Raw genomic sequence first — 20,169 nt, 5'->3', positions numbered from 1 at the left:
CTGAACATAAAAATTAACAGGGGGAAAAATGAAAACAGTCCTTTCCGCATCAGCCTTGGCACTCATCCTCACCGGCTGCGCCTCGACCCCGTCGAGCAAACCCGCTCCCGACCTGCCCTTTGCGGGCCCCGGCACCGGCGTGGTCTGCAAGTCAACCACAGGCAAGGAAATCGCCGCCCTCTTCGACCGCTGGAATGCGTCATTGCAAACCCTCGATCCCGAAGCCGTCGCCGAAAACTACGCCCCGCGCTCCCTGCTCTTGCCCACCGTGTCCAACAAGCCCCGGTTCACCAACGAAGAGCGCATTGATTATTTCGAACACTTCCTCCACAACAAGCCGGTAGGCAAGATCGACCAGCGCTGGCTCTGGATAGGCTGCAACACCGCGATCGATGCCGGCCTCTACAGCTTCACCTTCGGCACTACCGGCCAGGTCGTGCATGCGCGCTACAGCTTTACCTATGAATGGAATGGCAGGGAGTGGCTGATCACCAGCCATCATTCTTCAGGCATGCCGGAGAAGTAAGAACGCTTCGATTCAGTACGACATTGCCGTCGCCCTGAAGAAAAGAAAAAAGAGACAGGGGGAGAAACAAAAGAGGGACGCAGCGATGCGTCCCTCAATGCGTACCGATCTTCCTCAAGCCTGCACGCGCCCACCCACCAGCAGCAGATCGGCAGCCCGCTCCGGGATAGTCTCCCCGGACACCAGGTCAATGGCCAGCTCCCGTTCACGATCCAGCTTGAAGACCTGCACCGCACCCGCCAGCTGCACCGCCTGCTCCTGCAGCGATTGCGAAGCCGCAGCCGCCTGCTCCACCAGCGCCGCATTCTGTTGCGTGACTTCATCCATGGCCCCGATGGCCTGGTTGATCTGCTCCAGGCCCTGGCTCTGTTCAGTGCTGGCCGCGCTGATCTCGCTGACGATATCGGTGACCCGCCCCACGCTCCTCACCACCTGTGCCATCGTGCTGCCCGCCTCCGTGACCAGGCGGCCACCGGCACCGATCTTGTCGACCGAATCCTGGATCAATTCCTTGATCTCCTTGGCAGCCGTGGCCGAACGCTGGGCCAGCGAACGAACCTCCGAAGCCACCACCGCAAAGCCGCGCCCCTGCTCGCCCGCACGCGCTGCCTCCACCGCTGCATTCAAGGCCAGGATATTGGTCTGAAAAGCGATGCCGTCAATCACACTGATGATGTCCACGATCTTCAGCGACGAGGCATTGATGGCCTCCATGGTCAGCACCACTTCATCCACCACCTTGCCACCCTGGGCCGCAACGGCCGAGGCCGAGATCGCCAGTTCGCTGGCCTGGCGCGCGTTCTCCGCATTCTGGCGGACGGTGGCGGTCAGTTGCTCCATGGCGGTGGCCGTCTCTTCCAGCGAGCCCGCCTGGGACTCGGTGCGGGAAGACAGGTCGAGATTGCCAGTGGCGATTTCACGCGCGGCCACCTGGATCGTGCCGGTGCTGTCACCCACGCCACCCATGATCTTGCGCAGACTGTCGTTCATGCGGCCCAGCGCCTGCATCAGATGGCCGATTTCATCACGGGCAGCGTGTTCGATCTTGCTGGTCAGGTCGTAGCGGGAAATGGCTTCGGCCACATGCGTAGCGTGGCGTAGCGAAGTCGCGATCATGCGCACCAGCAGCAGGCTCAAGCCCACCACCAGCGTTCCGATCAAAAGGCTGACGCCAACGATGATGACGATGGACGATTCCAGAATGGAAGCAGCATTCTCCATCCCCTGGCGGCCCAGTTGAGCGTTGTACTGCTTGTGCTCGATCAGGGCTTTCATCAATCGGTTGCCGGCGGGGACCAGCAGCTCTTCCCGCGCGCGCTGCAGTTCGGACGGCTGCCCGGTCTCGACCAGGGCCAAGGTCTGGTGTCGTGCCTTCTCGTAATCGGCAAAGGCAGCACGGTCCTGCTCCAGCATCGTTGCGTCAGTCGCGTCGGAGATGCATTCTTTCTCGAACTTGAGAAAGGCGGCCTGCACCTTTTCATGCAGTGACTCAAGGACGGGGAAAATCTTGTCCCGGGTCGTGGGCTCGATGAAGTAGCGCGCCACATTCAGCCGTATCGCGTAAACCGCCTCGATCGCTTCATCCAGAGCGAGGATGCTGGGGACCGTATTGTGCGTCGAATAACCGGCTGCCGCCGACACCCGGTAGCTCTGGTAGATGCTCAATGCCGCCAGCGCACACAGGCCCGCAATGACGGCGATGATGAGAAGGTACAGCTTCTTGGCAATGGTCATGTTCGGCTCTCCTGGGCGCATGAGTGGGTCACTGCAGAATGCTTGCCCAACCGGGCAGCACGAACCTTAGCCCAACTAAGGATCACCAACGCTCACATCTCATGACCACTGCTGACCGTCGGCAGAAGACGGGCGTCAGGCACAGACGCTTGCGCTGACGAAGGTTGAGGCGGCACAGGGCTACCCTCTTTGTGCTACCATTTATTTATTCAATTATCTATTCATTATGGCAAACGCTGCTGCTGAGCTTGGAGATCGCGCCCGCGTCCATCTGAGGCGAGGGGTGCGAACAGCCCGTGAATTGATGACTGAGCTTGGCGTGAGCCAACCGACCTTGTCGAGAGCCCTGCGGACATTGGAGGGTGATTTGATTCCATTTGGCGCTGCTCGATCTATTCAATATGCATTGCGCGATACCACGCGCCAAGATTTGGAAGCCTCCGTCTATCGGGTATCGCCCGGTGGACAGCTGCGAGAGCTCGGCACGCTCATTCCAGTACACCCCGAAGGTTTCGTGATGGCGCAATCGGACGGGACGCATTTGCATACCGATGGCCTGCCATGGTGGCTCTTTGACATGCGGCCGCAGGGCTACCTGGGGCGCGCCTATAACTTGCAACATGGGGTTCAGATGGGCCTGCCTGCCCGATTGACCGACTGGAACGATAGCCATGTCATGCGCGCTTTGCTGCTGCACGGTGAAGACCTGCCGGGCAATCTTTTGCTGGGTCAGGCTGCCCGCGACCATTTCGTCAACGCCCCGGATCCGCAACCGGTCTCTCAGGAGGGGAAGGCGCAGACCTATGCTGAATTGGCCGCCGCTGCAACGCGTGGTGAGCATTACGGTTCGTCGGCCGGCGGCGAACAACCCAAGTTCACGACGTACGCCGAGTGCGATGCAGGTCCGGCGCATGTCATTGTCAAGTTCACGGCACTTACCGAGACACTGATCAGCGAGCGCTGGCGAGATTTGCTTTTGGCTGAGCATCTTGCTCTCGAAGTCTTGCACGATCATGGGATCGCTGCGGCGCGTTCGGCTGTGCTTGATCACGGGACTCAACGCTTTTTGGAAGTGCGCCGTTTCGATCGGGTGGGGCCTTTTGGCCGTCGAGCACTGTTCTCACTGCAAGCACTGGATGCTGAGTTCGTCGGCAGCGCAGGTAACTGGCCTCAGGTAGTGCGTGCGCTGGCGCGAGAAGGCGTCGTCGAGCACCAAGCGGTGACACAATCGGAAGTGCTGTGGGCGTTCGGGACGCTGATCGCGAACACCGACATGCATGGCGGGAATTTGTCGTTCATGGCCGAGCACGGGCGTCCTTATCAGATTGCCCCAGCGTACGACATGACCTGCATGGCCTTTGCGCCGACCTCGGGAGGTGGTTTGCCTGTGCGCGAACTCACGTTGAACATCAACAATGATGTCTCGAACGCAGCGTGGCAAACGGCCTTGCCAATGGCGAAGGACTTTGTTGAGAGAATGCGAAATTCCGATGCCTTGAGTGCGGGCTTCGCAGATTGTCTGGCCAAGTTGGTATCTCGCATTGACCTGGCTGGATCGCGCATTGCGCGGCTAGATGATTTCGCATCCTAGGGCCTGTTCACATCAAATCTGCGAGATACGTTGGAGAATATTGGGCATCCTGACTCTCCAGGATGCCCTCATCAGATTGGGGCTTCGGTCAGAACACATTTCTCTTTTCATTCGCCTGATCAGCGAGGCAACGCGAGCAACTCGCTAGGCAAGGACTTGCTGGTACGACTACGGTCCGCTTCAGATTCTCCAAGCATCTGCACCTCATGCGCCAGCTTGAACACCGCCACCGCTTCCGCCAGACCCGCAGCCTGCTCCCGCATCGACTGCGAGGCCGCAGCCGCCTGCTCCACCAGCGCCGCATTCTGTTGCGTCGCCTGATCCATCAAACCGATGGCCTGATTGACCTGCACGATGCCATCGCTCTGCTCGGCGCTGGCGGCCGTGATGTCGGCAACGATGTCAGTCACGCGGCGCACGCTGTCGACCACGTGCTGCATCGTCTCGCCTGCCTGTGCGACCAGCCGGCTGCCGCTCTCCACCTTGCCGACCGAATCATCGATCAGTTCCTTGATCTCGCGCGCAGCCGCAGCCGAACGCTGGGCCAGTGAACGCACTTCGGCCGCCACTACCGCAAACCCGCGTCCCTGCTCGCCCGCACGCGCCGCCTCAACGGCAGCATTGAGCGCGAGGATATTGGTCTGGAACGCGATGCCGTCGATCACGCTGATGATGTCCACGATCCTCAGCGAGGAGGCATTGATCTCGTCCATCGTCTGCACCACCTGCTGCACCGCCTGGCCACCCTCGGTAGCGACGCTGGAGGCGGATGTCGCCAGCACATTGGCTTGCTGGGCGTTGTCCGCATTCTGGCGCACGGTGGCGGTCAGTTGCTCCATGGCCGACGCGGTCTCTTCGATGGAACCGGCCTGGGCTTCGGTACGCGCCGACAGGTCAAGATTGCCGGCGGCGATTTCCGCCGTGGCGGTGGCGATGGTGTTGGCACTGTTGCGCACGTTGCTGACGATGCGCACCAGGCTGTCGCTCATTTGCTGGATGGCCTGCATCAACTGGCCGACTTCATCATTGGCGCGGCGGCGGATGCGGGTGCTGAGGTCGCCCGTGGCAATGGCGCGGGCCGTCATGATGGCCTCCCCCAGTGCCGTGGAAATGGTGCGCGAAATCAGCAGGCTCACCACCGCTACCACTGCACACACGGCCAGGCTCATCAGCACCGCCTGAACCACCGCCGAGCGCAGGCTGGACTGCGCCGCCTGCACGCCTTGCTGGCCGAGCTGCTCGTTGTAGCGGCGATGGGCCGCCAGGGCGTTGATGAGTTTGTCACCGGGCGGGACCACCTGGTGCTCGACCGCATGCAAGGCTTCCTCGGTCTTGCCTTCAGCGCCCAGGGCGATGACGGCCTGGCGGCTCTTCTCGTAATCGGCGAAGGCTTCACGGTCCGCCTGCAGCAACTGGCGGTCGGTGGCGTCGGAGAGATCTTCCTTCTCGTAGCGGTCGAAGGCGGCGATGACCTTGTCGCGGTTGGTGTTCATGGACTTCTCCAGCTTGGCGCGCGTGGCGGCATCCGTGGCAGCGGCATAGCGCCAGATGCCAACCCGGATGCGGAAGACCGCTTCACCCGCCTCCCCCAGCACCAGCAGGCTGGGGACCGTGTTGAACGACGAATAGCTGGCAGCATCGGCAATGCGGTTGCTGTGATAGATGCTCAAGCCGGTGAGGCTGGCCAGGCCGAGGACGACGGCGAGCAGAAGCAGACGGAGTTTGTTGGCAATGGTCATGGTCAGGATTCGTGGGTGCGCAGCATGGCGCAGCGGGTCGATGAGCTGAAATGAATGAGTGCCAAAATTATAAGTCTGCAAAAATGATGAAAATTCGCATCTGGCCGCTTCTTGATGCGGATCATCTTTGGGTCATTGCGACCGGAACTGGATCAAGTGTTCATCAAAACTAAGTTGCATGCTCCGTACACGCCGGTTTTACGGGGCGAATGGAAGAGAAATACTTAGGAGTGAAAACGGAAGAAGGAGGCGAGAGAAGCCATTGCATCGCACCCCGCGGGAATCTTCAGCCGCGACACGAGAGAGGAGCAAGGAAGGGAAAGCGCTGAAAAACTAAGTTTCCTGACTACGTCAGCAAGGACGCCTCAGGAAAATCAGCGGAGCCACACTGCGCTCCGCCGGTCAGGAAATGCCGATCTACTGCTGCACGCCCTGCTTGTAGATATCCGGACGCGAGATATGCCACACGAAGTCACCGCGATTGATGGCCTCGAAGCCACAGCTGGCATACAGCCACGGCGCGGTAGATGTGGTCAGCATGACGCGCCGCAGTTTCTGCAGCGTGGGATGCTGGTTGACTGATTCGATCATCCAGCGGCCCAGGCCCTGGCCGCGCAGGTCGCCGACGACGAAGACGTCGCACAGGTAGCCGAAGGTGGCGTGATCGGTCACCACGCGGGCAAAGCCGATCTGCTGCTTGCCGCGATAGAGGCCGAAGCACAGGCTGTTGGCCAGCGCCGTGCGCACGGTGTTGAGGTCGATGCCGGGGGACCAGCTCGAATGGGTCAGTACGTCGTGGATGAGGGGGATGTCCAGCCGGTCGGGATCGGTGTCGATGAGGAAATCATCGCGCCGCCAGATCAGGTGATGGCTCATGGTCGTTCCTTGCTTGATGGCTTGTTGTCGTAAAAAATTTGCCTTGGTACGTACTGCGGGTACTGCGAAAACTGTTTAGAACGTTTCTCTTCAACAAGAAAAGGCACGCCGGCCCTGGTTGTCCGGCCGCTGCAGCGCGTGCAAGGAAGCGTGGCGATTGATCTGCGCGAAGCATGAAAACCGCTCGATTGATCGATTCCGTTGATGAGATTTGTTCCGTGGCCATTCATGATGCCACAGGCTCCCCTGCCTTGCGCAAGGCTTTCCCCTCGGCAACCACGCAGGCTCAGCCTATCCGGCGCTGAAACATCGCTTGCAATTCCGTTACACCTCGCCTCTCCGAGCTGGCAGACCATAGGCTCACCTCAGTGCGCCGGACCTGGCAATTTGTTTTTCCTCTTCCGGCTGCACGCCATCGCGCAAGGAGAACAACGTGAACAAGACATCCCTGGCCTGGGCCACCTGCCTGGTCTTCTCTCTGGTCTCAGGCCTGCCCGTGCAGGCGCAGACCGCTTATGCACCGCCGCCCGCGCCCGTCTATACCCAGCAACAGCTGGACCAGATGCTGGCCCCGGTGGCGCTCTATCCCGATTCGCTGCTGGCCCAGGTGCTGATGGCCTCGACCTATCCGCTGGAAGTGGTGCAGGCCCAGCGCTTCGTCGAAGCGCGGCCCGGTCTGCAGGGCGATGGCCTGGCGCGCGCCGTGGCCCCCATGCCGTGGGATCCCAGCGTGAAGGCGCTGGTGCAGTTCCCCTCGGTGCTGGCCATGCTCAATGATCGCCTCGACTGGACGCAGCAGCTCGGACAGGCCTTCCTCGCCCAGCAGCCGTCGGTGATGGATACGGTACAGAACCTGCGCGAACGCGCCCGCATCGCCGGCACGCTCGAATCCAGCCCGCAGCAGCGCGTGGTGGTGCAGGATGAAGTGATCGAGATCGTGCCGGTCAATCCGCAGGTGGTCTACGTGCCGTATTACAACCCGACCGTGGTGTATGGCAGCTGGTGGTGGCCGTCCGCTCCGCCGGTGGTGTGGGCGCCACCGCCGCGTTATCGTCCGCCCAGCTATGAGCCGGGCTTCTCGGCCAGCATCAGCTTCGGGGTGGGCATTGGCGTCATGAGTGCGGTGTTTGGCGATGCGCGTCCCGACTGGCGCCAGCGCCAGGTGATGGTGACGCAGACACGCATCAACAACGTCACCAATGTGACCAACGTGAACAACGTCAACAACACCAACGTCATCAACAATCGCTACGTCAACAACAACAACAACATCAACGTGAACCGCAACGTGAGCATGAACCAGCGGCCGGTGGTGTGGCATCACGACCCGCGTTACGCCGGCGGCCGTTATGCGCAGCAACCGGCCCCTGCGCTGGCCCCGCCGCCGGGACAGCGTCCGCTGGCCGGTCCGCAGGCACAGAACCTGGTCCAGGCGCAGCACGTGCCGCAGTGGAATGGACATGGTCCGCAACCGCAAGCGGGCCAGCCCTTCCCGGCCAATACGCCGCGTCCGCTGCCGGTGGCCGACAACGTGCAGCAGCGACTGGCCCAGCAGGATCAGTTCCGCCAGCGCCAGGCCATCGATCAGCAACGCCAGCGTGAACAGCAGGCCAATGACCAGCAGCGCCAGCGTGAGCAGATGATCCGCGACCAGCAACACCAGCGCGATCAGCAAGCGCAGCAGCAGCGCCAACAGCAGCAGGCCCAGGAACGCCAGTGGCAGCAGCGCCAGCAACAGGTGCAACAGCAGCAACAACGCCAGCAGCAGATGCAGCAACAGCAATTGCAGCAGCAACAGCGTGAGCAGCAGATGCGCCAGCATCAACAACAGGAGCAGTAACGCCAGCAGCAGATGATGAACCAGCAGCGCGAGCAGCAGCATCGCCAGATGGAGCAAGTCCGTCAGCAACAGCAGCAACATCAGGCCGCGCAGCATGAACAGCAGGCGCGCCAGCAGCAGGCCCAGCAGCGCGACGCCCATCAGCGGCGCGAGGATCGCCGTGATGAACGCTCCTGATCCTGCAGCGCCTCTGACCCGCCAGTGATCGCCTGAGCGGCCCGCCGCGCGTACGTTGCCTCCCGGCAAACATGCGGGCAAGCGGGCCGCTTCAGTTATAATCTCGGGTTTTCCAGAGCTGTCGGAACAGGGCGTGCGCCGCCTCCTTGTCAAAGGAACAGTGCGCGCCGCTCAAGGCCAAGCGGGTTGGATCGTCCAGCCGCGCCAGGGGCCGCGTTCCGCCGGGCTCCCACCCCGACCGATCCGCCATGCAAGAACCCAGCAACGAACTCCCCGAAGTCGCCGCCACCGCTCCTGAGGCCGCTGATGCAGACAACGCCAGCGCGTCCGGCGCCGCCACCAAGGTCTCGTCCGACCTGATCGCGCGCGAAGTCAAGCGCCGCCGCACCTTCGGCATCATCTCCCACCCCGACGCCGGTAAAACCACGCTGACCGAAAAGCTGCTGCTGTTCTCGGGCGCGATCCAGCTGGCCGGTACCGTGAAGGCCCGCAAGAGCGGCCGCCACGCGACCTCGGACTGGATGGAAATCGAAAAGCAGCGCGGCATTTCCGTGGCCAGTTCGGTGATGCAGTTCGAGTACCGCGACCACGTGGTCAACCTGCTCGACACCCCGGGCCACCAGGACTTCTCGGAAGATACCTATCGCGTGCTCACCGCCGTGGACTCGGCGCTGATGGTGATCGATGCCGCCAAGGGCGTGGAAGAACAGACCATCAAGCTGTTGAACGTCTGCCGCATGCGCAATACGCCCATCATCACCTTCATGAACAAGCTGGACCGCGAGACCCGCGATTCGCTGGAGCTGCTGGATGAGCTGGAGTCGGTGCTGAAGATTCAGTGCGCACCGGTGACCTGGCCGATCGGCATGGGCAAGAATTTCCGTGGCGTGTATCACCTGCTGCGTGACGAGATCATGCTCTTCAAGGCCGGTGAAGAACGCGCCAACGGCAACGTGGAAATCATCAAGGGCATCGACAACCCCAAGCTGGCCGAAATGTTCCCGCTGGAAATCGAACAGCTCAAAATGGAAGTGGAACTGGTGCATGGCGCCTCCCACCCCTTCAACTTGGAAGACTTCCTGGCCGGTGTGCAGACGCCGGTCTTCTTCGGTTCGGCCATCAACAACTTCGGCGTGCGCGAGATCCTCGATGCGCTGCTGGACTGGGCACCGGGTCCGGGCGGACGCGACGCCACCGTGCGCGAGGTCAAGCCGACCGAAGAGCCCTTCTCCGGTTTCGTGTTCAAGATCCAGGCCAACATGGACCCGGCGCACCGCGACCGCATCGCCTTCCTGCGCGTGTGCTCGGGCCGCTTCGAACGCGGCATGAAGTTGAAGCACCTGCGCCTGAACCGCGACATCAAGGTGTCCTCGGTGGTGACCTTCATGGCCTCCAGCCGCGAACAGGTGGAAGAAGCCTATGCCGGCGACATCATCGGCCTGCCCAACCACGGCAACATGCAGATCGGCGACAGCTTCTCCGAAGGCGAGATGCTGCAGTTCACCGGCATTCCCTACTTCGCCCCGGACTTCTTCCGCGTGGCACGCATCCGCAATCCGCTCAAGATCAAGCAGTTGCACAAGGGCCTGCAGCAGCTGGGCGAAGAAGGCGCGGTGCAGGTCTTCAAGCCCGTCACCGGCAGCGACCTGATCCTGGGCGCAGTGGGCGTGCTGCAGTTCGAAGTGGTGGCCAGCCGCCTGCTCAACGAATATGGCGTGGATGCGGTGTTTGAAGGCACCAGCATCAGCAGCGCGCGCTGGATCAGTTGCGATGACAAGAAGAAACTGGCCGACTTCGAGAAGTCCTCGGCCGGTGCCAACCTGGCCATCGATGCAGCCGGCAACCTGGCTTACCTGGCCAGCTCGGGCGTGAACCTGCGCCTGACCCAGGAACGCTGGCCGGAGATCACTTTCCACGCTACCCGCGAGCACGCGGCCAAACTGGACTAAGTTTTTGCTCTTGCACTGCGCACGCCCCCCACCGTTCGGACTGAGTAGACGCGCAGCGTCGTATCGAAGACGAGACTGCGGCGGACATCCGCTGACGGAGCGCCTTCGATACGGCCCGTTCGGGCCTGCTCAGTCCGAACGGTGGTCTTGGTAATCGACGTAAAAAATCGCCCGACAGGCGCAAACCTGTCGGGCGATTTTTTATGTCTTGCTGACGGGGAATTACTTGGCGTTCTTGAACGCTTCCACACCGGCGAGGATTTCAGCGCGGGCAGCGTCCGGGCCTTCCCAGCCTTCGACCTTGACCCACTTGCCCTTTTCCAGGTCCTTGTAGTGTTCGAAGAAGTGCTTGATCTGGTTCAGGCGCAGTTCGTTGAGGTCTTCCGGCTTTTGCCAGTGGGTGTAGATCGGCAGGATCTTGTCGACTGGCACGGCCAGCAGCTTGGCGTCGATGCCAGATTCATCGGCCATCTTCAGCACGCCGATGGGACGGCAGCGCACCACCACGCCCGGGATCAGCGGGAACGGGGTGATCACCAGCACGTCGACCGGGTCGCCGTCTTGCGACAGGGTCTGGGGAATGTAGCCGTAGTTGCACGGATAGTGCATGGCAGTGCCCATGAAACGGTCGACGAAGATGGCGCCGGTGTCCTTGTCCACTTCGTACTTGATCGGATCGGCGTTCATCGGGATTTCGATGATCACGTTGAAGTCATTGGGCAGGTCGCGGCCAGCGGGGACGTTGTTCAGGCTCATGGGATTCTCACTAGGGAAAGAAACGAAAAGCGGTTTTCGGGCCGGCAGCGCCAGGGGCATCTTGTTTAATGCTCGATGCAATGAGCATTAAACGGGGCTTAATGCTCAGTTCTGGCATGCCAAACACCGGAAAGCGGCAATTATAGCGGCATTCAGGCTCAGACCGGCATCTTGGCCGGTGCAACTTACGCCAACATGACAGTGCCCGGCAGCGCACATGAAAAAGGCGGAAGGGCTTGCGCCGCTTCCGCCTTGGTCATTCACCAGCGCAACAAGTTCAGCGGATGGCCGTGGCCAGGGCGCATTGCTTGTAGTGGCCGGCGGCCTGGTCCGGCTGATCCAGCGCCTCGTGCAGTTGGGCCAGGGCCAGGTGCGATTCGCGTACGGTGCGCGGTTCGATGGCGTCCGACAGGGCTTGTTCCAGATGGCGCTGGGCCTTGCCCCACAGCTTCTGGCGCAGGCAGAACATGCCCAGGGTCAGCGCCAGTTCGGCATCGGTCGGATTCTTGGACAACCAGGATTCGCAATGCTCGATCTGCGACAGCAGGGCCGGCGAGCCGGCTTCGGCGGTCGATTCGCGATAGGCACGCAGCAGGCGGATATCCCAGTCGGCGGCCAGCGCGCGTTCCAGCAGGCTGCGCGCTTCGTCATGCAGGCCACGGCTGGAGAAGGCGTGGGCGGCCCGTGCGGCGATGTAGGGCTTGAGCTTGTCCACGCCGGGCACGCCATTCCACAAGAGGCGAATCGATTCGGCATCGTGCGAACGGTCCGACAGCAAGGCATCGTAAGACAGCTCGCGCAGGCGGTTCGACAAGGCCGGATGCAGGGCATTGCGCTTGTCCAGGGTCTGCACCAGGCGCAGCACTTCGGGCCAGTTCTTGGCTTGCTGGTTGGCCTTCAGCGCCCATTGCAGGGCCTGGATGTGGCGCGTGCCGTTGGCGTTCAACTCTTCCACCGTTTCCAGCGCCTGCTTGAAATGGTGTTCGTCCACTTGCAGTTCCAGCGCCGTCATCAGGCGCGCAGCCTTCAAGGTCGGATCGACTTCGGTGCTGGCCAGCCAGATGTCGCGGCGGTCACCCTGGCGCATGCGATGCGCGGCACGGGCGGCGATCAGGGCGGCGATGCCGGCGTTGTCGGGCAGGTCGGCTGCGCGCGTGGCGGACTTCTCGGCCTGGCCGAAGCGGCCTTCGAAGTAGGCCTTCAGGGCATCGCGCAGGGCCTTGTTGCTTTCATTCTCGCGCTTGGCACGGCGATAGGCGATCACGCGGCCGGGCAGCTTCTGCGTCAGGCGGATGGCGCGGATGACCACGTAGATGGTCAGGAACACCGCCAGCACGGCGAAGATGAAGAAGTTCAGGGACAGGTCAATCCGGTACGGCGGATAGAACAGCACCACATTGCCGGGGTTGAAGCGCGCCAGCACGGCCAGGCCGATGGCGGAGGCAAACAGGGTCAGAAGCCAGAGCAGTATTTTCATATCAGGTTCCCGTCAGCGGCTCACGGACGGGCCTTGTAGTTGCGCACCGCATTCAGGCTTTCGGCCAGCGTGGGCAACTGGATGGAGACATTGCTGCCCTGCACCTGCTTCAACAGCGCCTGCGTGGTCTGGACCTGCTTGGCGCGGGTATCGAAATACTTGGCGATAGTGTCCTGGGCCGAGGACAGGTCATTGCGGAAGGCGAACTCGTTGCGCGACAGCAGCGCCAGGCGTGCATTCAACAAACGCAGCTTGAGGTTCTCGCGCACGAAGTAAGCCTGGCCCGGCGAGAGCAGGATCGCTTCCGGCGTCTGCACTTCGCGGATGCGCACCAGCTGGCGCAGCTCGGACCACATTTCAGTGCTCATGCTTCGCCAGGTTTCGCGGGCACCGGCCAGCCATTGCGACCAGGCAGACGCTTCGGCAGGCGCAGCTTCGGCCTTGGTCTTGGCATGGGCGGCATCGCCCTTGGCGGCAGGCTTCTCGGCGGCAGCGATTTTCACCGGCTGCGGCTTGGGCTCGCTGGCCGACTCCACCGGACGCTCATCGACCAGCAGCGGCAGGTTGTCGACCTGGCCGATGGCACTGTCCAGACGCACGGCGATGCCGGCGATGTCCACTGTCGGCAGGGCCTTCAGGCGTTCGATGTCACGCGCGATGGCGCGGCGGATGGCGATGAACTGCGCCTTGTCCGAACGCGACAGGCTTTTATCGGCATTCTGCAGGGCGATCAGCGCGCCTTGCACGTTGCCGGCCAGCTCCAGCTGCTGGTCAGCGGTGGAAAGGACTTCCTCGATTTCGGAGAGGGCCCAGTCGTCGCGGTTCTTGTTGAGGTCCTGGTACATCTGTTCCAGCGCCAGTTGCTGGCTCTGGGACTCGGCCTGCTTGCTGTCGAGCACGCTGACCTTGGACTGCAGTTCCTTGGTGCTCTCCTGCACGGCCTTGAGCACGCCCTTCAGTTCATTGCTGCTGTTGTCGCCATTCTGCAGGCGCTGCGCCACTTCGCTGCGCAGGTCGCGCAGTTCGGCATGCGAGACCCACCACTGTGCGCCCAGGCCGGCGATGACCAGCAGCAGCACGATGGTCTGCGCACGCTGGCGGCGGCGCAGCACGGCCGTGCCATCCGGAGGAGTGAAGGTATAGGACGCCTGCGGGGCCGCAGCACCAGCGCTGTGGCTGGCTTGCGGTTGAGGCTCCGGCAATTGGGGAGTGGGTTGCTGTTCGTTCATGGGCTGGATTGTAACGCGGCAAATTACGCGGCCACTCAGGGAGCGGGTGGAACAAGGGCGGCAAGCAGGCGTTCATCTCCCGAGCCGGTCAGGACCACCTGCACGAAACCCTGCTCCCGCGCGGTCTCGGCGATCCTGTGGTGAGAGACGACGATGCGTTGTCGTTGCAGTTTTACCACACGTTCCTCGCCCCCGGCTAGTCTTGCCAAGTGAAGCAAATTGCGCAAGGCCTCGGAACTGGTGATGACCCAGTCGGCACCACCGTCCAGCAAATCCAGCAGTTGCAGGCGGCTTTGCGGGTTCAGTTCGGGGGCCAGGCGACGGTAGGCGGTAAGGAATTCGACTTCCACGCCCTGTTGTTGCAAAGCTTCACTCAGGAAATCGCGGCCGGCCTGGCCGCGCACGATCAGAGCACGCCTGCCGCGCAATTGTTCCAACGGGAGGGATTTGAACAATTCCTCGGAATCCATCTTGTCGGCGCGCTGCGGGCCGTAGATGGTGGCATTGGCGCCATCGACGCCATGCCCGCGCAAGGCCACCCTGCTGCCCTCCCCAACGATGCCGATGGGCACATCACGCGGCCAGCCCTGCAGATGGGCAAAGGCGGCATCGATGGCATTGGGGCTGACGAAGACCACCAGCGCGAAGTCGTGCAGGCGTGCCAGCGTGGCCTTGAGTTCGCTGTCATCGTCGACCGGGCCGATGGCCAGCAGCGGAAATACCACGGCACGCCGGCCCAGCTGCTGCACGCGCTCGGCAAAGCCGCCGGCCTGTTGCAGTGGCCGCGTCACGACCACCGGCAACGGTGCAGCTGTCTCAGGCCGAAGCGGCATCAGCCTGGGCCTTGCAGGCCGCCAGAATCGAATCGGCACCGCGCGACTTGAGCAGCTCGGCCACTTGCGCACCGAGCGCCTCGGGCGCATCCGGCGAACCTTCGGCTTCAGCGGCAGCGGCTTGTGCGCCATCGGGGGTGGCGATCATGGCGCGCAGGTGCAGGCGCTCACCGTCCAGCGTGGCGTAGGCCGCCAGCGGGATCTGGCAGCTGGCACCGAAGATGCGCGAGACCGAACGCTCGGCTGCCGACACCACGGCGGCCGGCACATCATGCAAGGGGGCCAGCAGGCGTTTGATGTCGTCGCGGCCTTCGGGGATCTCGATGGCCAGCGTGCCCTGGCCGGGCGAGGGCAGGCTTTGTTCGGGATCGAGGAAGGAGCGGATGCGCGCGTTCAGGCCCAGGCGGTTCAGGCCGGCCACGGCCAGGATGATGGCGGCGTAGTCGCCACGATCCAGCTTGGCCAGGCGGGTATCGAGATTGCCGCGCAGCGGCTTGACCACCAGTTGCGGATAGCGCGCAGCGATCATGGCCTGGCGGCGCAGGCTGCTGGTGCCGACAATGGCGCCATCGGGCAGCGCGTCCAGCGAGGCATGGTCATTGGAGACGAAAGCGTCGCGCGCGTCTTCGCGCTCCAGGATGGCGGCCAGCTCGAAGCCTTCGGGCAAATCCATCGGCATGTCCTTCAGGCAGTGCACGGCGAGGTCGGCGCGGCCTTCGGCCATGGCCACTTCCAGTTCCTTGACGAACAGGCCCTTGCCGCCGACCTTGGAAAGCGCGCGATCAAGAATCTGGTCGCCACGGGTGGTGGTTCCGAGGATATTGATGCTGCACTGCGGATATAATGCGGCCAGACGGTCCCGCACGTACTCGGCCTGCCACATGGCGAGGCGGCTTTCACGCGAGACGATGACGATGTTGGAAGGAGGAAATTCTTTCAAGACGGGCTTTCCGATTCAGTCGTGGCACCCGCGGCCGAGGAGACAAGGAAAGCAGGAGACCGGCGCATCCAGACTGAACAATACGATTAAAAAAGCGATCGAGGGCAAGCAGCAACGCACATCGATCACAGCGACCAGAAGCGAGACGCACACCAAAAACGAGGCAAATTCTAGCACGCACACCCACGGCAATCCGATCCACAAGCACGACTTTCTCCTCCGAAAACCGCAGCAACCGTTGATCATGGCGACTAAAAATCCAACACCACGCAGTGCCCGTTCCACTCCTTCCACGCCCCGCGCCACCACTGCCGCCAAGCGCAGCCCGGCCAGCAAGACCGTCACCAAACCCGCCCGCAGCACCGACAAGGATGCGCCCCTGAAGGAAGACATCCGCCTGCTCGGACGCCTGCTGGGCGAAGTCGTGCGGGAACAGGAAGGCGATGAAGTCTTCGAGGTGGTGGAAACCATCCGCCAGACCGCCGTGCGTTTTCGCCGCGAATCCGATGCCAAGGCCGGTGCCGAGCTCGACAAGCTGCTCAAGAAACTGACCCGCGACCAGACCAATTCGGTGGTGCGCGCGTTTTCCTATTTCTCGCACCTGGCCAACATCGCCGAAGACCAGCACCACAACCGCCGCCGTCGCGCGCACCTGCTGGCCGGTTCCGAAGCCCAGCCCGGCAGCGTGGCCTATGCACTGTCGCGCCTGGATGATGCCGGCGTCTCGGGCGCACAAGTGCGCAGCTTCCTGAAGGAAGCCCTGGTGTCTCCGGTGCTGACCGCCCACCCGACCGAAGTGCAGCGCAAGTCCATCCTGGATGCCGAGCGCGAGATTGCCCGCCTGGTGGCCGAACGCGACCTGCCGCTCACCCCGCGCGAGCTGCGCCACAACACCGAACTGCTGCGCGCACGCATCGCCACGCTGTGGCAGACGCGCATGCTGCGCTATACCAAGCTGACGGTGGCCGACGAGATCGAGAACGCCCTCTCCTACTACCGCATCACCTTCCTGCGCGAACTGCCGGCGCTGTATGACGACATCGAAGCCGAGATCGACAGCCAGTTCCCCTCGCGCGCCAAGACCCGCGCCGTGGAGCTGCCGCCCTACCTGCAGATGGGCAGCTGGATCGGCGGCGACCGCGACGGCAACCCCAACGTCAATGCCGCCACCATGCAGCATGCGCTGAAGCGCCAGTCCACCACCATCTTCGATTACTACCTCGACGAAGTGCACACGCTGGGGGCCGAGATGTCCATCTCCACCCTGATGGTCGCGGCCAGCCCGGAACTGCTGGCCCTGGCCGATGCCTCGCCGGACCACTCCGAGCACCGCGCCGACGAACCCTACCGCCGTGCCCTCATCGGCATCTACGCGCGCCTGGCCGCCACGGCCCGTTCGCTGGGCGTGGTCAACATCCTGCGCCAGGAAATCGGCGCCGCTGCGCCCTACGCCAGCCCGGCCGAATGCGTGGCCGAACTGGAGGTGCTGGTGGCCTCGCTGCAGGCCCACCACGGTGCCGCGCTGGTCAAGCCGCGCCTGGCCGGATTGAAGCGTGCCGTGGAAATCTTCGGCTTCCACCTGGCCACGCTGGACATGCGCCAGAGCTCCGACGTGCACGAGCGCGTGCTGGCAGAGCTGTTCGCCAAGTCCCAGGTAGAGGCCGACTATGCGGGCCTGACCGAAGAACGCAAGATCGCCCTGCTGCTGGGTGAACTGTCCAAGCCGCGCCTGCTGTATTCGCCCTACCTGCAGTACGCCGACGAAACCAATTCGGAGCTGACCATCCTGCGCGCCGCGCGCGAAATCCGCCGCCGCTATGGCGAACGTGCGATCCGCAACTACATCATCTCGCACACCGAGACCTTGTCCGACCTGCTGGAAGTCTTGCTGCTGCAGAAGGAAACGGGGCTGCTGCACATCGAAGGCAACCAGCTGCACGAGCTGGAGCTGATGGTCATTCCACTGTTCGAGACCATCCCCGACTTGCGCTGTGCGGCCGAGATCATGCGCGGCTGGCTGACCCTCCCGCAGGTCAAGGGCTTGATCGCCAAGCACGGCAAGCTGCAGGAAGTGATGCTGGGCTATTCGGATTCCAACAAGGATGGCGGCTTCCTGACCTCCAACTGGGAACTCTACAAGGCCGAGAACCAGCTGGTGGAACTGTTCAATGAAGCCGGCGTGAAGCTGCGCCTGTTCCACGGCCGTGGCGGCACCGTCGGCCGTGGCGGCGGTCCGAGCTACCAGGCCATCCTGGCGCAGCCGCCGGGCACGGTCAACGGCCAGATCCGCCTGACCGAGCAAGGTGAAATCATCGCCTCCAAGTTCTCCAATCCGGAAATCGGCCGCCGCAACCTGGAGCTGCTGGTCGCCGCCACCCTGGAAGCGAGCCTGATGCCCGCCGCCACCGATGGCAAGGAAGCCAGGAAGCTGGCCGAATTCGAGCGCGTCATGGAAGAACTGTCGGAGCGTGCCTATCGCGCTTATCGCAACCTGGTGTACGAGACCCCGGGCTTCACCGATTACTTCTTCGCGGCCACGCCCATCGCCGAGATCGCGCAACTGAACATCGGTTCGCGCCCGGCCTCGCGCAAGGCGACTCAGCGCATCGAGGATCTGCGCGCCATTCCCTGGGGCTTCTCGTGGGGCCAGTGCCGCCTGCTCTTGCCGGGGTGGTATGGCTTCGGCAGCGCGGTCTCGGGCTGGCTGGAAGAAGCCGGCAACGCCAAGGAGAGCGCAAAACGCCTGGCCACCTTGCGCGCCATGTGCAAGGAATGGCCGTTCTTCGCCGCCCTGCTGTCGAACATGGACATGGTGCTCTCCAAGACCGACCTCGCCGTGGCCTCGCGCTATGCCGGGCTGGTGGCGGACCGCAAGCTGCGTACCACGATCTTCGGCCGCATCACCGGCGAGCATGAACGTACCAGCAGCGTGCTCTCGGCCATCACCGGCACCAAGGAACGCCTGTCCGGCAATCCGCTGCTGGCGCGCTCGATTAAGAACCGCTTCGCCTATCTCGATCCGCTGAACCACCTGCAGGTCGAGCTGATCAAGCGCCACCGCGCTACGGCTGCAGCGAAGCGTGCGCCGGAAGAACGCGTGCAGCGGGGCATCCACCTCACCATCAACGGGGTGGCCGCCGGCTTGCGCAATACTGGCTAAACTGCAACGCCTGCCGGCGAAGCCTCACGCTGCGCAACGGGACCGACCTGCCATCATCAGGGACGGGCCCCGATCCCCCGGATACCTTCGCGTAACGGGGGATTTTTTTATGATTCAACGCATTGTCAGTCTCTGGACCCGTCGGTGCTCGCACCACCGGGCTCGGGACGCGACCACATCCAGGCGGCCCCCACTGCCATGCCCAGCGCCGCCAACAGGAGGATCCAGCGGCGCTGGATGGTCAACGCCATGATGATCAGGCAGAGCGTCATCGTCAGTGAGGCAGTCGCCTTGGCACGTATCGTCACGGCACGGCCATGGCGCCAGTTGTGGATCATCGGACCAAACAGGCGATGCTGCTCCAGCCAGCGCTGCAGACGCGGCGAACCACGGCTGGCAGCCCATGCCGAGAGCAGGATGAATTCCGTAGTAGGCAAGCCCGGGATGAAAATGGCGATGACACCCACCGCCAGGCTCGCATGGGCCAACAGCAGCCAGGCCCACGCCACCAGTCTGTGACGAGTCAGGCGCTTCGGTTCAGCCTCGGTCGTGCCCCCGGTCACGCCGCATTTTCCGTCAGTGGCGCGCGGCAGAACCGACCGACATACGAGGTCACCTGCGCAAACGCAGCGCTCGCCCCTTGGATCACCTGCTGTTCCGCGACCGCGTCAAGCTCAATGGCGTTGAGCTGGGCCACGAAACCGCGCCAGCTCGGGGCCCTGCCTTCCGGGTGCGGCGCCAGGTGGCGCGCTCCGCGGTTGCCATCCAGGCCCAGCCCGGCCGCCATCTTGTAGAGGAACGCCGCACCGAGGTTGGATCCTTCCTCGACATACAACCAGCCGATGGCCACAGGCAGGGAGAAACGATCCGCGCAAAACACCGGCGCCGACAGCACCGGAAGCGGCAAGCCCAGGTCCTGCAGGTCGGCCGCTACCTGTGCCAGCCGCGAGCGTGCCTGCAGATCTGGAAACAGACGGTTCAAGGCAGCATCCTCGAACAAGGCTGCTACATCGCGATGAAACGCGTATTGCATCTGCAGGAAGCCGCCATAGCGCTGCAGCGATGCGAAGGGGTTGAAACGCATGATGCTCCCATCCAGCGCTTCGTGGGCCGCGCGGGTAGCCTCTTTCAACGCCGCGGCGCGATCCAGCTCCGGGGCGGCAGCAGGAACGGGAACGGTTTCGGTTGAGGTGGACGGGGAAGCAGGGATGGCAAGTGAAGTGGAAGTAGTCATGACGTGGACGATTGATCAAAAACAAACCGACGTGGACACACCCGACTCGGACCAGCAGATTCTAATTGCAAATGATTATCAATTGCGTTGCCTTTGCAAAAACTTAAT

16 protein-coding genes are annotated in these 20,169 nt (G+C 62.9%); 6 read left to right on the top strand and 10 right to left on the bottom strand.

From position 1 onward, the window contains the following. The first annotated feature begins 28 nt into the window (after positions 1-28). The gene (locus ACWHXP_RS05400) at positions 29-526 is read left to right on the top strand and encodes an SgcJ/EcaC family oxidoreductase (protein WP_489634316.1); all 498 of its coding nucleotides are present in this window, start codon (positions 29-31) and stop codon (positions 524-526) included. Positions 527-640: 114 nt separating this feature from the next. Here ACWHXP_RS05400 and ACWHXP_RS05395 read toward each other — a convergent pair whose 3' ends face one another. Then, entirely contained in the window at positions 641-2,260 is a 1,620-nt protein-coding gene (locus tag ACWHXP_RS05395) for a methyl-accepting chemotaxis protein (RefSeq protein WP_489634317.1), read from the bottom strand. A gap of 226 nt (positions 2,261-2,486) precedes the next feature. Between ACWHXP_RS05395 and yjjJ the strand changes: the two genes are divergently transcribed. Then, positions 2,487-3,851 carry a type II toxin-antitoxin system HipA family toxin YjjJ gene (yjjJ, locus tag ACWHXP_RS05390; protein ID WP_489634318.1) on the top strand — a complete coding sequence of 455 codons (1,365 nt, stop codon included), beginning with the start codon at positions 2,487-2,489 and terminating at the stop codon, positions 3,849-3,851. Between the two features lie 119 nt (positions 3,852-3,970). On the opposite strand, the gene ACWHXP_RS05385 is transcribed toward yjjJ, so the two are convergent. Both ACWHXP_RS05385 and ACWHXP_RS05380 read right to left on the bottom strand, forming a co-directional pair. After that, on the bottom strand, positions 3,971-5,590 hold the full coding sequence (locus ACWHXP_RS05385) for a methyl-accepting chemotaxis protein (protein WP_489634319.1): 1,620 nt from the start codon (positions 5,588-5,590) through the stop codon (positions 3,971-3,973). Positions 5,591-6,007: 417 nt separating this feature from the next. Continuing rightward, on the bottom strand, positions 6,008-6,466 hold the full coding sequence (locus tag ACWHXP_RS05380) for a GNAT family N-acetyltransferase (RefSeq protein WP_034333342.1): 459 nt from the start codon (positions 6,464-6,466) through the stop codon (positions 6,008-6,010). 433 nt (positions 6,467-6,899) lie between these two features. Here ACWHXP_RS05380 and ACWHXP_RS05375 point away from each other — a divergent pair, with 433 nt between their 5' ends. The 3 genes from ACWHXP_RS05375 to ACWHXP_RS05365 all read left to right on the top strand — a co-directional run bounded on the left by ACWHXP_RS05375 (position 6,900) and on the right by ACWHXP_RS05365 (position 10,432). Beyond that, positions 6,900-8,306, top strand: coding sequence for a DUF3300 domain-containing protein (locus ACWHXP_RS05375; RefSeq protein ID WP_489634320.1), 1,407 nt, complete (start codon positions 6,900-6,902; stop codon positions 8,304-8,306). Between the two features lie 15 nt (positions 8,307-8,321). Continuing rightward, on the top strand, positions 8,322-8,483 hold the full coding sequence (locus ACWHXP_RS05370; RefSeq protein ID WP_489634321.1) for a hypothetical protein: 162 nt from the start codon (positions 8,322-8,324) through the stop codon (positions 8,481-8,483). 248 nt (positions 8,484-8,731) lie between these two features. Beyond that, positions 8,732-10,432 carry a peptide chain release factor 3 gene (locus ACWHXP_RS05365; RefSeq protein ID WP_034333328.1) on the top strand — a complete coding sequence of 567 codons (1,701 nt, stop codon included), beginning with the start codon at positions 8,732-8,734 and terminating at the stop codon, positions 10,430-10,432. 222 nt (positions 10,433-10,654) lie between these two features. On the opposite strand, the gene ppa is transcribed toward ACWHXP_RS05365, so the two are convergent. The 5 genes from ppa to hemC form a co-directional block, all read right to left on the bottom strand. Beyond that, positions 10,655-11,188 carry an inorganic diphosphatase gene (ppa, locus tag ACWHXP_RS05360; protein WP_006463345.1) on the bottom strand — a complete coding sequence of 178 codons (534 nt, stop codon included), beginning with the start codon at positions 11,186-11,188 and terminating at the stop codon, positions 10,655-10,657. A 277-nt stretch (positions 11,189-11,465) separates the two neighbouring features. After that, positions 11,466-12,665 (bottom strand): heme biosynthesis protein HemY, encoded by a 1,200-nt coding sequence (locus ACWHXP_RS05355; RefSeq protein ID WP_121041830.1) that lies wholly within the window; start codon positions 12,663-12,665, stop codon positions 11,466-11,468. Positions 12,666-12,685: 20 nt separating this feature from the next. After that, complete coding sequence (locus ACWHXP_RS05350; protein WP_489623136.1) at positions 12,686-13,894, bottom strand: uroporphyrinogen-III C-methyltransferase; 1,209 nt, start codon at positions 13,892-13,894, stop codon at positions 12,686-12,688. A 35-nt stretch (positions 13,895-13,929) separates the two neighbouring features. After that, the gene (locus ACWHXP_RS05345) at positions 13,930-14,727 is read right to left on the bottom strand and encodes a uroporphyrinogen-III synthase (protein ID WP_204726622.1); all 798 of its coding nucleotides are present in this window, start codon (positions 14,725-14,727) and stop codon (positions 13,930-13,932) included. After that, positions 14,711-15,667 carry a hydroxymethylbilane synthase gene (gene hemC / locus ACWHXP_RS05340; RefSeq protein ID WP_489634322.1) on the bottom strand — a complete coding sequence of 319 codons (957 nt, stop codon included), beginning with the start codon at positions 15,665-15,667 and terminating at the stop codon, positions 14,711-14,713. The genes ACWHXP_RS05345 and hemC overlap by 17 nt, the downstream gene beginning before the upstream one ends. A gap of 244 nt (positions 15,668-15,911) precedes the next feature. Between hemC and ppc the strand changes: the two genes are divergently transcribed. After that, a complete protein-coding gene (gene ppc / locus ACWHXP_RS05335; protein WP_489634323.1) occupies positions 15,912-18,827 on the top strand; it encodes a phosphoenolpyruvate carboxylase in 2,916 nt (971 codons plus the stop codon). 125 nt (positions 18,828-18,952) lie between these two features. Here the strand turns inward: ppc and ACWHXP_RS05330 are convergent, their stop codons facing one another. Both ACWHXP_RS05330 and ACWHXP_RS05325 read right to left on the bottom strand, forming a co-directional pair. Then, positions 18,953-19,390 carry a YbaN family protein gene (locus ACWHXP_RS05330; RefSeq protein WP_489634324.1) on the bottom strand — a complete coding sequence of 146 codons (438 nt, stop codon included), beginning with the start codon at positions 19,388-19,390 and terminating at the stop codon, positions 18,953-18,955. Then, positions 19,387-20,061 carry a biliverdin-producing heme oxygenase gene (locus tag ACWHXP_RS05325; protein WP_489634325.1) on the bottom strand — a complete coding sequence of 225 codons (675 nt, stop codon included), beginning with the start codon at positions 20,059-20,061 and terminating at the stop codon, positions 19,387-19,389. The genes ACWHXP_RS05330 and ACWHXP_RS05325 overlap by 4 nt, the downstream gene beginning before the upstream one ends. Positions 20,062-20,169: the final 108 nt, after the last annotated feature.

The organism is Herbaspirillum sp. Her2 (assembly GCF_057961375.1).
This window is presented reverse-complemented; position numbering and strand designations above follow the sequence as displayed.

What these genes read in the sequence shown, in the direction of transcription:
- ACWHXP_RS05395 (WP_489634317.1), bottom strand. Translation starts at nt 2,260, where the DNA reads ATGACCATTGCCAAGAAGCTGTACCTTCTCATCATCGCCGTCATTGCG.
- ACWHXP_RS05385 (WP_489634319.1), bottom strand. Translation starts at nt 5,590, where the DNA reads ATGACCATTGCCAACAAACTCCGTCTGCTTCTGCTCGCCGTCGTCCTC.
- yjjJ (WP_489634318.1), top strand. Translation starts at nt 2,487, where the DNA reads ATGGCAAACGCTGCTGCTGAGCTTGGAGATCGCGCCCGCGTCCATCTG.
- ACWHXP_RS05400 (WP_489634316.1), top strand. Translation starts at nt 29, where the DNA reads ATGAAAACAGTCCTTTCCGCATCAGCCTTGGCACTCATCCTCACCGGC.
- ACWHXP_RS05325 (WP_489634325.1), bottom strand. Translation starts at nt 20,061, where the DNA reads ATGACTACTTCCACTTCACTTGCCATCCCTGCTTCCCCGTCCACCTCA.
- ACWHXP_RS05350 (WP_489623136.1), bottom strand. Translation starts at nt 13,894, where the DNA reads ATGAACGAACAGCAACCCACTCCCCAATTGCCGGAGCCTCAACCGCAA.
- ACWHXP_RS05355 (WP_121041830.1), bottom strand. Translation starts at nt 12,665, where the DNA reads ATGAAAATACTGCTCTGGCTTCTGACCCTGTTTGCCTCCGCCATCGGC.
- ACWHXP_RS05380 (WP_034333342.1), bottom strand. Translation starts at nt 6,466, where the DNA reads ATGAGCCATCACCTGATCTGGCGGCGCGATGATTTCCTCATCGACACC.
- ACWHXP_RS05370 (WP_489634321.1), top strand. Translation starts at nt 8,322, where the DNA reads ATGAACCAGCAGCGCGAGCAGCAGCATCGCCAGATGGAGCAAGTCCGT.
- ACWHXP_RS05345 (WP_204726622.1), bottom strand. Translation starts at nt 14,727, where the DNA reads ATGCCGCTTCGGCCTGAGACAGCTGCACCGTTGCCGGTGGTCGTGACG.
- ppa (WP_006463345.1), bottom strand. Translation starts at nt 11,188, where the DNA reads ATGAGCCTGAACAACGTCCCCGCTGGCCGCGACCTGCCCAATGACTTC.
- ppc (WP_489634323.1), top strand. Translation starts at nt 15,912, where the DNA reads ATGGCGACTAAAAATCCAACACCACGCAGTGCCCGTTCCACTCCTTCC.
- ACWHXP_RS05365 (WP_034333328.1), top strand. Translation starts at nt 8,732, where the DNA reads ATGCAAGAACCCAGCAACGAACTCCCCGAAGTCGCCGCCACCGCTCCT.